The organism is Achromobacter sp. JCM 18799 (assembly GCF_055395645.1).
The window spans coordinates 3,875,076-3,888,463 of record NZ_AP043866.1; the positions used below are offsets into that span (position 1 = coordinate 3,875,076).

Here is a 13,388-nt window from a genome sequence, read left to right on the forward strand (position 1 = left end):
TCAAGCCGCCACATATTTGAGCCAGCGGCCGCCATCCACCACCATGTTCTCGCCGGTGATGTAGGCGCCCAGGTCCGACGCCAGATAGACGGCGGCATTAGCGATATCGGACTTGTTGCCGAACCGCCCCAGGGCTGTCTTCTTGCGCTCCAGTTCTTCGCGGCCGGTCTCCTGATACAGGCGGCGCACCCCTTCCGTGTCGCCGATGGGCCCAGGCGAAATGGTGTTGACGCGAATGTTGTCGCCGCCCCACTCTACCGCCAGTGCGCGCGACAAGGAAATGATCCCGGCTTTGGCCGCGCCGGCGTGCGCGGCGCCCGGCCAGCCACTCAGGCCGAGCATGGTGGCGATGCTGATGATGCAGCCGCCCTCGCGGGCGGCCTTCAAATGCTTGTATGCGGCGTGACAACCATAGAACGTGCCATTCAGATCGATGTCTATGACCGTCTTCCAGCCATTGGGCGAAAGTTCGGCGGTCGGACAATGGAAGTTCCCGGCGGCGTTGTTCACCAGGATGTCCAGCGCGCCGTAGCGCTCGACCGCGGCTTCTATGGCGCCCTGGATCTGCTCGTAGACTCTGACGTCGGTTTGCACGGCCAGGATCTCCAGGCCCTGTTCCGCCAGCGACGCCACGGCGCCGTCCAGCCGCTCCTGGTTGCGGCTCGCCACCACCACCTTGGCGCCCAGGCGCGCATAGGCCGTGGCGATCTCCAGCCCTATGCCGCCTCCGCCTCCCGTTATCAACGCCACCTTTCCTTTCAGCACATCTGCAGCAAACATCGCTTTCTCCTGTTTCACTTGTGTTCCCGGCGCGAACGGCCTAGTTGATCTTGATTCCCGACTCTTCGATGAGCTTCTTCCACTTGGGACGCTCCAACTCCATGAACGCGGCGAACTCTTCCGGAGTGGTGCTTTTCGGTATGCCGCTCATTCCCTCGACCCGCGCCCGGAAGTCCGGCGACGCCACGACTTTGGCGATGGTCTGGCTCAGCTTGTTGACGATGGGCTTGGGCGTACCCGCGGGGACCACCACGCCGTACCAGGCGGTCAGGTCGTAGCCGGGCAAGCCGGATTCAGCCACCGTCGGCATGTCCGGCATGGACGGGACCCGGTCCAGGGACGTCACCGCCAATCCCCTGAGCATGCCGCCGTCGACGAAACGCTTGGCGGCGAATATGCTGCCGAACACGATGGGCACCTGTCCGCCGACGACGTCCGGCATCGAGGCGCCATCGCCCTTGTAGGGAATGTGCGTCATCTGCACGCCCGCCATGGACTTCATCAGTTCGCCCGCAAAGTGGGTGCTGGTGCCGTCGCCGCCCGATGCGAAGCTGTACTTATCGGGATTCGCCTTCAGCAGCGCGATCAGCTCCTTGATGGTCTTTGCCGGCACGCTGGGGTGCACGGCGACCATATTGGGCAGATAGGCCACGAAGGAGACAGGATCCAGGTCCTTCTTCGGATCGAAGCCCAGGTTCTTGAACATCAGCTGATTGGCCACCAGCGGACCGTTGGTGACCAACAGCACCGCATAGCCATCGGGGGCCATGCGCGCGAATTGGGCCGTGCCTACGTTCCCGCCCACGCCCGGCTTGTTTTCCACAATCACTTTCTGGCCCAGCTGTTCCGTCATCGCCTCGGCCAGGCTGCGCGCGAGCGTGTCGGTCGGCCCGCCCGCCGCGAAGGGCACGATCATCCTGATCGGCTTGCTCGGATATTCGGCGGCCCAAGCGCTGGTCGCGGTGAGCGCTGCCAACGCTATCGTGGCCACTCGGGTGGCCATCTTATTGATTGCATGGTTCATGTCTGCTCCTGACTTCCTGGTTGAAAATCCACGTCTGCATCCTTCCTGGGCAAATGCAAATTCCATGCCAGACCCGGTCTCGCCGCGCGCCGTCCGGCAACGCAGCACCGCGGCCGCCAGCCGGCCGCCGTGCCCTGCCTCCTGGGTGAACACATTTGCGTACTATGAGGACACTCGCGGCGCGGCAGGACCTGTATCCGCGGCGCATGCCCCCGTGGTACGGGTTTTGCTTCATACCCGAGCACATCCCGGATAGCCCGGACACGCCAGACTTGCTCAGGAGCCCCACGCCATGCCCGCCTCGCCCGATAAGCCCTACGCCGGATTACGCGTCCTGGATCTCAGCCAGGGAGTCGCCGGACCTTACTGCGCCATGCTCCTGCTGGAGCAAGGCGCCGAGGTCATCAAAGCGGAATCACCTGCCGGCGACTGGAGCCGCGCCATAGGCCATCAGACCGAAGGCATGAGCGCGCTTGCCATTGCCTACAACCTGGGCAAGCGTTCGATCTGCGTCGACGCCCAGGCCGAGGCCGGCCGCGACCTCCTGCGCCAGTTGGCGTTGCGGGCCGACGTTGTCATAGAAAGCTTCCGCCCCGGCGTCATGGAGCGTCTAGGCCTGTCATACGCCGAACTCTCGAAAGCCAGGCCCGATCAGGTGTATGTCTCGGTATCCGCCTTCGGTCCAGACGGTCCCTATGCCGAACGGCCAGGATCAGATTCGACGCTGCAGGCCATGAGCGGCATGATGGTGGTCAACCGGGACGCCCGCGGCGCGCCGCGCAAGGTCGGCATCCTGCTGATCGACGTGGCGACAGGCATCTATGCGGCGCAGGCCACGGGCGCCGCGTTGTACCGCCGGGCCGTGCGGAGCCAAGGTGCGCGAGTGAAGGTCTCCCTGCTGGAAGCCGCGGCTGCGGTGCAAAGCGGCGCGATCATCGACGAGGCCCTCAATGCCGGACGCGCCGTGCAGGCTCTCAGCGTACCGGCTGGCACCTTCGAGACCGAGGACGGGCATATCAACGTCACCTCGCTGCACGACCGGATGTTCGCCGGCCTGTGCCAAGCCACAGGACAGAACGCCTGGCTCGCCGACCCGCGGCTGAGTACGGCGACCGAACGTTACGCCCACGGCGAGGAAATCAATTCAACGCTGATGCGGATCTTCCGCGCCAAGCCGACGGCACATTGGGTCGAGCGCCTGAACCGGCATGGAGTGGTCTGCGGAAAAGTCTCTGACTACGCCGGCTTCCTGGCCGACGCACAGGTTGAACAACAACGGATATTCGCGATGAGCGAGCAAGGCGGCCCATGCCGCGTGCCGATCGCCCGGCTGCCGGGTACGGCGGCGTCGGGCAGCCAGGAAAAGCGCTCGCCGCGGCGCGGCGAGCACACCCGGCAAATCCTAGGCGAACTCGGTTTGGATGCCGTGCGGCAGCAAGAGCTGTTCGACGCCGGGATCGTGCAGTCCTGACATCCCAGGGCCGGGACTCAGCTCTCCTTGCCGCCTTCCATCAAACGCAGCTGCTTGTACAGATAGGAACGGGAGATTCCCAGCTCTTCGGCGACCCGCTTCTTGTTGCCGCCGGTGCGCTCCATGGCGTCCGCGATCAGCTCCATTTCGACGCGCTGCTTCGCTTCCCACATGTCGAAGCGGCCCGAGCCCGCGGTCGCCTGCAAGGGGCGGTACTCCTTCTCGGCCCCGATACCGCCCGGATGCTCCAGACCGCCGAAGCTCTCCAGCGTCAGGCGGCTGCCGTCGCTGAATATCGCCGCCCGCTCCACCGCGTGCTGCAGCTGGCGCACATTGCCCGGCCAGCTGCGCGATTGCAGATACTGGATGACATGGTCGTCGATGGACTTCCTGGCCACGCCCTGGCGCTTGGCGAAGGCGGCCAGAAAAGTATCGGCCAGCTCGGGAATATCCTCGGGCCTGTCCCTTAGCGAGGGCAGGTAGAGCGTCACGGCGCTGATGCGGTAGAACAGGTCCAGGCGGAACGTATTGTCCGCAACCATCTTCTGGAAGTCTCGATGGCTGGCCGAGATCAGACGGAAATCCGAGTGCAGCAGACGTTCGCCGCCCACGCGCTGGAACGTGCCATCCTGCAGCACGCGCAGCAATTTCACCTGCATTTCCATCGGCATGTCGCCGATCTCATCGAGGAACAGGCTGCTGGTGTCGGAAAGCTCGAACTTACCCTTGCGGCCGCGCTTGTCGGCGCCAGTGAAGGCGCCGCCTTCATAGCCGAACAGCTCGCTTTCCACCAGGCTGATGGGCATCGCGGCCGCATTGATCAGGGTCAGCGGCTTGTCTCCACGCGGGCTGAGCATATGCAGCGCGTGCGCCACAAGCTCCTTGCCCGTCCCGCTTTCCCCAACCAGTAAGACCGGCACGTCCAGCGGCGCGACCCGCAGAATGTCTTCCTTGAGCTGCCGGATGGCCTTGCTGCTGCCCACGATCTGGTCCAGCCCGTAGGAACGGTTGCGTATGCCGGAGAGTTCGCGCTTATAGAAATCGCGCTCTTGCCGCACGCGGGCGAGTTCGTTGGAGATGTCCTGGATCGCTTGTGGAATCGCCTGCGGGCCCTTGAACATGACCTGGCCGATCGCCGCCACCAGCTTCTTGTCGCGGTCGAAGATCGGGATGCGCGAAACGATGCGGGTGACGCCCTTGGCCTCATGGGCCTCGCCGATCTGCGGCTTGCCTGTAACGACCACTTCCTGCAAGCGGGTGTTCTCAATCACATCGCTGACCGGCCGGCCGATGGCGTCGCCGCGCTTCAAGCCGATCGAACGTTCGTGGATCGGGCTCATGTAAAGCAGATTGCCCGCCGCGTCGACGACGTTCATGGCCTCATAGGGATTGGTGATGAAGTACCGGAAGATATCCGCGGCGCAATCGACGGTGGAAATGAACTCCGTCAGCTCATCCCCGCCCGTGGAGAAGATCAGGAAACACGCGCCCTGCTCGCAAACCAGCGCAGCGACACTGTGAGCGGGTTCGATGCCGGGCAGGGCGAACAGGCGTTTGATCGGCGTGCTGGAACGATCGGCCCACAGCCGGGAGAGCATCCGCGCAATCACTTCCTCCGTGCCCAAACCCGAAGAAAATTTAATCTGGCCGCCCTCTTCCAGGACAAGTATCCCTTCGGTGTCTCTTACCATATCCTCTCGCTCTGCATCTGCCTTCCGTGTCTTTCGTGGCGGCATGTTGGTGGCGACGAGTGTACTCCACGGCTGCAGCGCCGCAGGCCGCGCCGGCGCTACATCTTGCGGCAGATGCCCCGCCTCGCAAGGCGCTCCGCCGCTCCTGTCGCGGCGCGGCCCGCAATGGCATGGAAATTGCTTGAAAGAAATAAATCAGGAACGCATTTGATGCCATGCAACAAACCCTGTCCTTCGATCGGGGCTGCGGGCGCACCAGCCGATTTCTGTGTAACGAAAGAACCAACGAACCATCAAGAAGCGTAGAGGAGTGTCATGCCTGGTCCTTTGTCTCAAATCAAGATCGTCGACCTGACGTCAGTGGTAATGGGGCCTTATGCCACCCAGATCTTCGGTGACATGGGCGCGGACGTCATCAAGGTGGAAAGTCCCGACGGCGACATCATGCGCCACATGGGCGCAGGCCGTAGCCGGGCGATGGGGCCGATACACCTGTCGGTCAACCGGAACAAGAAAAGCCTGATGCTGGACCTGCGCATCCCCGAGGCGCGCGCAGCGCTGCTGCGCGTGGTGGCCACGGCCGATGTCTTCGTCCATGCCATGCGCCCCGCGGCCATCGAACGGCTAGGCCTGGGTTATGCACAGATCAAGGAGATCAACCCTGGCATCGTCTACTGTGGCGCCTATGGCTTTGGCGAAGGCGGTCCCTATGCCGACGATCCTGCCTACGACGACATGATCCAGGGTGTGTCCGGCCTGTGCTCCGTCAATGCCCATCTGGCGGGAGAACCGCGTTTCACGCCCACCATCATCGGCGACAAGGTCGCCGGCCTGACCATTGCCTACAGCATCCTGGCCGCGCTGTTCCACAGGCTGCGCACCGGCGAAGGGCAGAGCATCGAAGTGCCGATGTTCGAGTCCCTGGCCTCGTTCATGCTGATAGAACATCAATGGGAACGGGCTTTCGACCCGCAGAACGGCAAGGCAGGCTATCCGCGCGTGCTCAGCCAGTTGCGCAAGCCGCATCGGACCAAAGACGGCTATCTGTGCGTGCTGCCCTACACCGACAAGAACTGGAAGGACTTCTTCCAATTGGTGGGCCGCGACGATCTGGCGCAGGATCCGCGCTACGACACTCCGAACCACCGCAGCCAGAACTACGAAACCCTGTACAAGATACTCGGGGAAATCATGACCGAGCGGACCTCCCAGGAGTGGCTGAGCCAGCTCCGGCCGCTGAGCATACCGGTCGCGCCGGTCAACAGCCTGGAGGACTTGTTCACGGACCCTCATCTGGCGGCGGTCGGCATGTTCGTGCAACAGGAACATCCCAGCGAAGGCGTGCTGACTCACGTCAGGCCGCCCGTCAAGTTCGGCAAGACGCCGAGCGAGGTCAAACGCCTCGCGCCACGCCTGGGCGAGCATAGCCGCGAGATTCTTGCTGCGGCCGGGCTGTCCGACGGCGAGATCAGCGCACTGGCCGAAAGCGGCGCAACCCGCTAAGCCCCTCCTTCCTTTTTTTGACGGGACCGGGAGCCAGCTTCCCGGTCCCGCGAACCAGATACGGAGACCACCCCATGGTGTCGCCTTCGCATTTTCTTCCCCCTCCTGCCAGCGCCAGAAAATCGTCCCATTCGCGCACCATCCAGTTGCAGGCCTACGAGCGCGAGGACGGCCTGTGGGACCTGGAGGCCTTGATCGAGGATGTCAAGCCCCAACCCTTCACCACACAGATGCGGCATTTCGACTGCGGCGTGCCCATACATCTGATGGCGATCCGCGTGACGATCAACGAAGCGCTGGACGTGCTGGGCGCCGAGGCCGGCATGCATCGCATGCCCTTTCCTTCCGTCTGTCCTGAAGCCCAGCTGCGGCTGGAACGGCTCGTCGGCGCGAACCTACTCAAGGGCTTCCGCCAGGAAATCGCCAAGCGGATCCCCGCCCCTGAGCGCTGCTCGCACTTGTCCGAACTGGCGACCCTGCTGCCGACCCTCGCCGTGCAGACGATCCTGCAAGGAAAGATCTCCCCGCAAGACGAGGACGATCCCGCCAAGCGTCCCTTGAAGATCGGCGCGTGCCACGCTTTGAGAGAGGACGGCCCGCTGGTCAAGGAGCATTACCCGCAGTGGTACAGGCCGTCAGGCCAAGCCTGAACGCGGCGGCGATTCCGGCGCACAGTGCGTGTCTTCCGACTGTGCGAACTGCGTGTACCGCGGACACTGTCCGCAGCTTCCCCGCCCCCGGGCCGCAGCGGCTGAACGCTGGCATCCATTTTGCTTGAAGGTTCATCACCCCCCTTCAAGGAGAAGCATGATGCCCGCGCATCACCAGGAAAACGCCACCGCCCAACCCACGGTCCTGCTGGAAAAGGCCGGCGGCCTGGCGGTCTTGACGTTGAACCGCCCCGAAAAGCTCAATGCCCTGTCGACGGCAATGCGCGCCGAGTTCGGCGCCCGCTTGCAGGACATCGCCGCGGCCCCCGACATCCATGTGGTACTGCTGCAAGGGCTGGGACGCGCCTTCTGCGTCGGGGCCGATACCGGCGATCTGCCGACGACCCCGCTGGCCTGGCGCGACCGCATCCTGACTGCGCAGCAACATCACATGGCGCTGGTCAGGATGAACAAGATCGTCATCGCCTCGGTCCAGGGTGCGGCGGCTGGCGGCGGCGCTTCACTGGCGCTCGCCGCCGACCTGCTGGTCATGGCGGATGACGCGACCCTGCGGTTCCCCTTCGTGCGCCTGGGCCTGATTCCGGATGGCGGCTGTTCCTATCTGCTGCAGTCGAAACTGGGCGTGCCGGCCGCCCTGGACCTGATGCTCACGGGCGGCACCATGGATGCCGAGGAGGCCCGCCTGCGCGGTCTGACCCGTCGCGTGGTGCCGCGGGAAACCCTGGCCGAGGCCAGCCGCGCCTTGGCGGCCGAACTGCTGGCGCTGCCCCATGATGCGCTGATGCTGACCAAGTCGGTCAGCCGCCAGAGCTGGAGCCAGCCCATGGACAGCGCCATGGCCCATGAGGCCGATGCGTTCGCGCTGGCCACAGCCATGCCAGGACATCAACGCGCGCTGGCGGCGGCGCAGGCGCGCAAATAACCAGGCCGGCAGACCCTTGCGGTACCCCCGCCGCGAACACGCAAGCACAGTCCCGCATCCGCGTGTATGCCGCGAGTACACCCCGGCAGGCGATCCGCGCGCGCGCCCGGCTCCGGCCCGTGGACGGCGCAACTGGCACGAACTTTGCTTTTAGGCCAACACCCCCTTTACCCATTGGAGCGTCCTACATGGCAGCACAGGAGCTGGTAGCAACACAAAAAGACGGAGACGTACTCATCATCCGCCTGGCGAACCCGGAAAGCCGGAACTCGATGACCATGGACATGCGCGAACAGCTCGGCGCGGCGATCGCCCTGGCCGAGCGCCAGCCCGGCATCCGCGCGGTCTTCCTGACGGGCGACGGCCCCACTTTCTGCTCCGGCGGCGACCTGAATCATCTGCGCACGGCCTGCGATCCGTGGACGGTGCACCGGCGCTTCCGCAATCTGAGCCGTTGGCTCACGCCGCTGATCTCGCTGGACAAGCCGGTCGTTGTCGGCGTGAACGGCCATGCGGTGGGCGGCGGCATGGGCCTCGCACTGACCGGCGACGTAGTCATCGCTGGCGAAAGCGCGAAGTTCATGTCCGGATTCTTCAGGCTTGGCGTGGTGCCCGACATCGCGGTCATGTACCACTTGCCGCGCCTGATCGGCATGGCGCGGGCCAAGAACTTTCTGTTCAGCGGCGGCACGTTCTCCGCGCAGGAAGCGGCCGATCTGGGCCTGGTATCCAAGGTCGTCGCCGATGCCGACCTGTATGACGCCGGCCTCGCCGAGGCCAGACGCCTGGCCGAAGGGCCCGCCGAGGTCATGGGGCTGGCCAAGGCCGTCATGGCGCGCAGTTTCGAGACCTCGCTGCACGACATGCTGGCATTCGAGGGCTTCGGTCAGGTGCTGGCCATGTCCAACCCTGAGTTCCGCGAAGGCTTGAACGCCGCCCTGGAACGCCGCCGCCCCGATTTCGCGGGCGCCGCGGCGGTCGCGAACAAGGGAGACAAAGCATGAGCCGGGATCTGCCGCAACCTATCGCCAATGCCGACTCCCAGCCCTACTGGGACGGAGCCCGCGAACGCAAACTGCTGATCCGGAAATGCAAGGCATGCGCAGCGCTGCATTTCATGCCGCGCCATCTCTGCCCGGAATGCTGGTCGGATCAGCTCGAATGGGTCCAAAGCAAAGGCACGGGCAGCGTCTACAGCTTTTCCATCATCCGCCGCGCGCCGCTGCCCGCGTTCGCGTCCAAGACGCCCTATGTCACCGCGCTGATCGAACTCGACGAAGGCCCGCGCATGGTCGCCAACATCGTGGGCGCCGACGCCCTCTCGGTACGAATAGGAGACAAGGTCGGCGTGGTTTTTGAAGACCGCGGCGATGGCGCCCTGATTCCCCAATTCAAAAGAACCGAGGCCTGACTGGGATGGCTATGAAAGAACGCGCATCGCTAAAGAATAAAGTCGCCATCGTCGGCGTGGGCGAATCAGATATCGGCAAGGTTCCCCACATGACGGGCCTGGGTCTCAACGCCCAGGCCGCCAAGCGCGCGCTGGACGACGCCGGATTGCAGGTGTCCGACATCGACGGCGTGCTGACGGCCTATTCCTTCACGGAACCGTACTTCATGCTGGGATCGGTCATCTGCGAGTACCTCGGCATCAAGCCCAGGCTCAACGCATCGATGATCGTGGGCGGCGCCAGCCCGGTCGTCATGCTCAAGCATGCGGCGCAGGCCATAGTCAGCGGCCAGGCGGAGACCATCCTGGTCTGCGCGGGAGAGAACCGGGCCACGGGCCAAAGCCGGGACGCGGCCGTGGCGGCGCTCACGGCAGTGGGACACCCCTATTTCGAACAGCCCTACGGCACCTCGATACCCGGCTTCTACGCCATGATCGCATTGCGCCACATGCACAAGTACGGCACCACGCGGGAACAGCTCGCGCACGTCGCAGTGAACACGCGCACACACGCCCTGCTGCATCCCAACGCGCACATGAAAGCGCCCTTGACGCTGGACCAGGTGCTCTCGGCCAAGCCTATCGCCGATCCGCTGGGCATGCTGGATTGCTGCCTGATATCGGATGCCGGCGGCGCCTTCATCGTGACGTCCGCCGAGCGCGCGCGCGACCTGAAATGCAAGCCCGCCTACCTGCAAGGCATAGGCGAATACCACACACATGAGCATCTGATGTGCGCCTCCAGCCTGACCGAGTTCGGCGCGGCCGAATCCGGGCGCATGGCCTACGAGATGGCGGGACTCGCGCCCAGCGATATCGACGTGGCCGAACTCTACGACTGCTTCTCCATCGTCCCCATCCTGGAGGCCGAGGAACTCGGCTTCTGCCAGCCCGGAGAAGGCGGCGCGTTCTTCGAGCAGGGACACGCGCGCATCGGCGGCAAGCTGCCCATCAATACCCACGGCGGCATGCTCTCGCATGCGCACGCCGGCGCCGCGGGCGGTCTGTTCGGCATCGTGGAAGCGGTGCGCCAATTGCGCGGCGGTCTGGGCAATCGCCAGGTCGAAGGCGCGGACGTTGCGCTTGTGCACAACGAAGGCGGCATCCTGTCCTCGCACGGCACCGCCATCCTAGCCAACGAGAAAGGCTGAATTCAACGCGGCTGTGCCGCATCCGGCAACCACTACAAGGACAACGCAATCATGACCACGACTCCCTCCGCACGCGGCCGGTACTTCGATGACTTCGAGATCGGCCAGGAATTCGTCAGCCCGGCCCGCACCATCACGCAGACGGACATCGTCAATTTCGCCTGCCTGTCGGGCGACTTCAACGAAGTCCACACCAATTTCGAGTACTGCAAGACCACGCCGTTCGGCGAACCCATCGCGCACGGACCACTGGTGTACGCCATCATGGGTGGCCTGCAGTACGCCAGCGGCCTGAACGACGGCACCTTGCTGGCCCTGCTGCAGATCGACGGCTGGAAACTGCTGGACCCAGTCAAGCATGGCGACACCATCAGGCTGCATTCACGGGTCGTCGACAAGAAGGCCAGCAGCAAGCCGGATCGTGGTGTCGTCACCTTCCAGCGGCAGTGCGTCAAGCATGACGGCACGGTCGCCCAGGAAATGACGGCCACCCTGCTGTACCGCCGGAGAACATCGTGAACCCTCGCAGAAGACACATCCTGGGCGCCATGCTGGCCGCCCCCCTCCTGGCCGGGCGCGCCCGGGCGGCCGACAGGCCCTTGAGAATCGTGGTTCCCTTCCAATCGGGCTCGGCCACCGACACCGCAGCGCGCATCATCGGAGAAAACCTGAGCCGGTCCTTGTCCCGCGCGGTGGTCATCGACAACAAGCCCGGCGCCGAAGGATACATCGCGGTCAAGGAAGTCATGAAGGCGGATCCCGCGGGCGACGTGTTGCTGTTCTCGACCAACACCGCCATCACCGGCATCAATACCTTCAATGCCAAACCGATCTACGACCCGCTGACCGAGCTGTCTCCCATCGGCCGAGTCGGGGAATTCCCCTTCCTGCTGGTCGTGAACACCGGCCTCCCCTTCATGGATGCCCGCGCGTTCGTGGAATACGCCCGGGCCAACCCCAGAAAGCTGACCTATGCGTCCGGCAGTTCGTCCTCCATCGTAGCGATGGCGCAGTTGATGGGCATGGCCGGCCTGGCGCTGCATCACATCCCTTACAACAGCGAACCGCCTGCCGTGGTAGATCTGGTGGGCGGTAGGATCGACGTCATGTTCGCCACGCCCACCACGACCATGGGCTTTATCAAGGAAGGGAAGGTGCGCGCGCTCATGACCACCACCCAGACACGCCTGGAACAGTTTCCCGATGTGCCCACGATGACCGATTTCGGCTACACCAACATGCCGCTGGTGCCGTGGGGCGGGTTCTTCGGTCCTTCCGGAATGCGGTCGGAACTGCGCAGAAAGCTGAACGCGGAGATCAATGCGGTTCTCGCCCAACCGGACGTGGCGCGCGCGCTTGCCGTTCACCACATTTCGATCTCGACATCCGGCCCCGACGAATTCTCCGCCTATGTGAAGGAGCAGCTTGCGCAGTCGCTGCAAGTCGTCAAGGAACACGGGCTCGGCAGGAGGTAGACGGAGCAACTGCTGTGCACCGCCCATACACTGCTGATCGGACCATGAACACCAGCGCGCAGGCGAACAACTCCAGAGCCGGGCAGGCAGGCGGCGCCAGCCCCTGGCACGGATGTTGCGAGGTTATCCCCGACGCGTCTTGCGTTCCTGTTGCCGGCCCGCTGAGGCGGGCTGAACAATAACTACATATGTGTTTTCCGCTGGTTGAAAGCGGAATTGGAGATAAGAATGACCTTATTCAAAAAACCGCTGCTGGCCGCGGCGGCCCTGCTGGCCTACCTGGCCCTGCAAGGGCAGGCGGCCGCCGGCAGCTACCCGGACAAGCCCATACGCCTGATCACCCCCTACGCCGCCGGCGGTCTTTCCGACATCCTGGCCCGCACGCTGGCCCAGGATCTTTCGGAACGCCTGGGCCAATCCGTCATCGTCGAAAACCGCACCGGCGCGGGCGGTATCATCGGCACGGACTTCGTCGCCAAGTCGCGCCCCGACGGCTACACCCTGGCGCTGGCCAGCCAAGGCCTGGCCAGCGTCAACACCACTCTGTATCCGAACCTGCCCTACAACACGCTCAGGGACTTCACGCCGATCTCCCTGATCGCAAAATTCTCGTTGGTGCTGGTGACGAACCCCGATCAGCAGATCAAGACCGTCGCTGACCTCGTCGACCGGGCGAAGAAGAATCCCAGTGCGCTCAACTATGGGTCAGCGGGGAATGCCTCGACCGCGCATCTGACGATGGAAATGCTAAAGGACCGCACCGGCATGCCCATCATGCACATCCCATACAAGGGCGAGTCCCTGGCGTTTACCGAACTGCTGGGCGGCCGGATCGACGCGATATTCGCCACGGTGGGAGGCGCGCTGCCGCTTATCCAGTCCGGCAAGGTCCGCCCCATCGCCGTGGCCGACAACGCGCGCAGCGCCTTGATGTCTGACGTGCCCACGGTCGAGGAATCGGGCGTGAAGGACTTCAACGTGTTCGGCTGGTACGCCATCCTCGCCCCGGCCAACGTGCCGGCGGAGGTGGCCGACCGCCTGAGCAAGGCGCTGATGGATATAGGCAAGAGCGAGAAGTTTCGCGAGGCCATGCGCGTGCGCGGCATGGAGGCCGTGGGCAGCTCGCCCGAAGAAACGACCCAGGTGATCCGCGATGAAACGCAACGTTGGGGCGCCATCATCAAGAAGGTAGGCATCACCGCCGACTAAACGGCCGGCGCATCGCCCCCCCCGAAGGGCGGCCCGCTACC

13 protein-coding genes are annotated in these 13,388 nt (G+C 64.2%); 10 read left to right on the forward strand and 3 right to left on the reverse strand.

The features are described from left to right. Entirely contained in the window at positions 1-780 is a 780-nt protein-coding gene (locus tag ACZ5YA_RS18195; RefSeq protein ID WP_306635274.1) for an SDR family oxidoreductase, read from the reverse strand. A gap of 40 nt (positions 781-820) precedes the next feature. Then, on the reverse strand, positions 821-1,804 hold the full coding sequence (locus ACZ5YA_RS18200) for a Bug family tripartite tricarboxylate transporter substrate binding protein (protein ID WP_464091033.1): 984 nt from the start codon (positions 1,802-1,804) through the stop codon (positions 821-823). Positions 1,805-2,096: 292 nt separating this feature from the next. On the opposite strand from ACZ5YA_RS18200, the gene ACZ5YA_RS18205 reads away from it, so the two are divergent. Beyond that, positions 2,097-3,275 carry a CaiB/BaiF CoA transferase family protein gene (locus ACZ5YA_RS18205; RefSeq protein WP_464091034.1) on the forward strand — a complete coding sequence of 393 codons (1,179 nt, stop codon included), beginning with the start codon at positions 2,097-2,099 and terminating at the stop codon, positions 3,273-3,275. A gap of 17 nt (positions 3,276-3,292) precedes the next feature. Here ACZ5YA_RS18205 and ACZ5YA_RS18210 read toward each other — a convergent pair whose 3' ends face one another. Beyond that, the gene (locus tag ACZ5YA_RS18210) at positions 3,293-4,873 is read right to left on the reverse strand and encodes a sigma-54 interaction domain-containing protein (RefSeq protein WP_464091035.1); all 1,581 of its coding nucleotides are present in this window, start codon (positions 4,871-4,873) and stop codon (positions 3,293-3,295) included. Positions 4,874-5,281: 408 nt separating this feature from the next. On the opposite strand from ACZ5YA_RS18210, the gene ACZ5YA_RS18215 reads away from it, so the two are divergent. The 9 genes from ACZ5YA_RS18215 to ACZ5YA_RS18255 all read left to right on the forward strand — a co-directional run bounded on the left by ACZ5YA_RS18215 (position 5,282) and on the right by ACZ5YA_RS18255 (position 13,347). Continuing rightward, a complete protein-coding gene (locus tag ACZ5YA_RS18215) occupies positions 5,282-6,469 on the forward strand; it encodes a CaiB/BaiF CoA transferase family protein (protein ID WP_464091036.1) in 1,188 nt (395 codons plus the stop codon). Between the two features lie 74 nt (positions 6,470-6,543). Further along, a complete protein-coding gene (locus ACZ5YA_RS18220) occupies positions 6,544-7,119 on the forward strand; it encodes a DUF2889 domain-containing protein (RefSeq protein ID WP_464091037.1) in 576 nt (191 codons plus the stop codon). 157 nt (positions 7,120-7,276) lie between these two features. Further along, on the forward strand, positions 7,277-8,062 hold the full coding sequence (locus ACZ5YA_RS18225; protein ID WP_464091038.1) for an enoyl-CoA hydratase/isomerase family protein: 786 nt from the start codon (positions 7,277-7,279) through the stop codon (positions 8,060-8,062). A 188-nt stretch (positions 8,063-8,250) separates the two neighbouring features. Next, entirely contained in the window at positions 8,251-9,066 is an 816-nt protein-coding gene (locus ACZ5YA_RS18230; protein WP_306635264.1) for an enoyl-CoA hydratase/isomerase family protein, read from the forward strand. Further along, entirely contained in the window at positions 9,063-9,473 is a 411-nt protein-coding gene (locus ACZ5YA_RS18235) for a Zn-ribbon domain-containing OB-fold protein (protein WP_464091039.1), read from the forward strand. Before ACZ5YA_RS18230 ends, ACZ5YA_RS18235 begins: the two co-directional genes overlap by 4 nt. Before the next feature lie 11 nt (positions 9,474-9,484). Further along, the gene (locus ACZ5YA_RS18240; RefSeq protein ID WP_306635262.1) at positions 9,485-10,663 is read left to right on the forward strand and encodes a thiolase C-terminal domain-containing protein; all 1,179 of its coding nucleotides are present in this window, start codon (positions 9,485-9,487) and stop codon (positions 10,661-10,663) included. A 51-nt stretch (positions 10,664-10,714) separates the two neighbouring features. Then, positions 10,715-11,182, forward strand: a complete 468-nt coding sequence (locus ACZ5YA_RS18245; protein ID WP_020926807.1) for a MaoC/PaaZ C-terminal domain-containing protein — start codon at positions 10,715-10,717, stop codon at positions 11,180-11,182. Beyond that, the gene (locus ACZ5YA_RS18250; RefSeq protein ID WP_464091040.1) at positions 11,179-12,138 is read left to right on the forward strand and encodes a Bug family tripartite tricarboxylate transporter substrate binding protein; all 960 of its coding nucleotides are present in this window, start codon (positions 11,179-11,181) and stop codon (positions 12,136-12,138) included. Before ACZ5YA_RS18245 ends, ACZ5YA_RS18250 begins: the two co-directional genes overlap by 4 nt. 228 nt (positions 12,139-12,366) lie before the next feature. Beyond that, positions 12,367-13,347, forward strand: coding sequence for a Bug family tripartite tricarboxylate transporter substrate binding protein (locus ACZ5YA_RS18255; RefSeq protein ID WP_306635259.1), 981 nt, complete (start codon positions 12,367-12,369; stop codon positions 13,345-13,347). Positions 13,348-13,388: the final 41 nt, after the last annotated feature.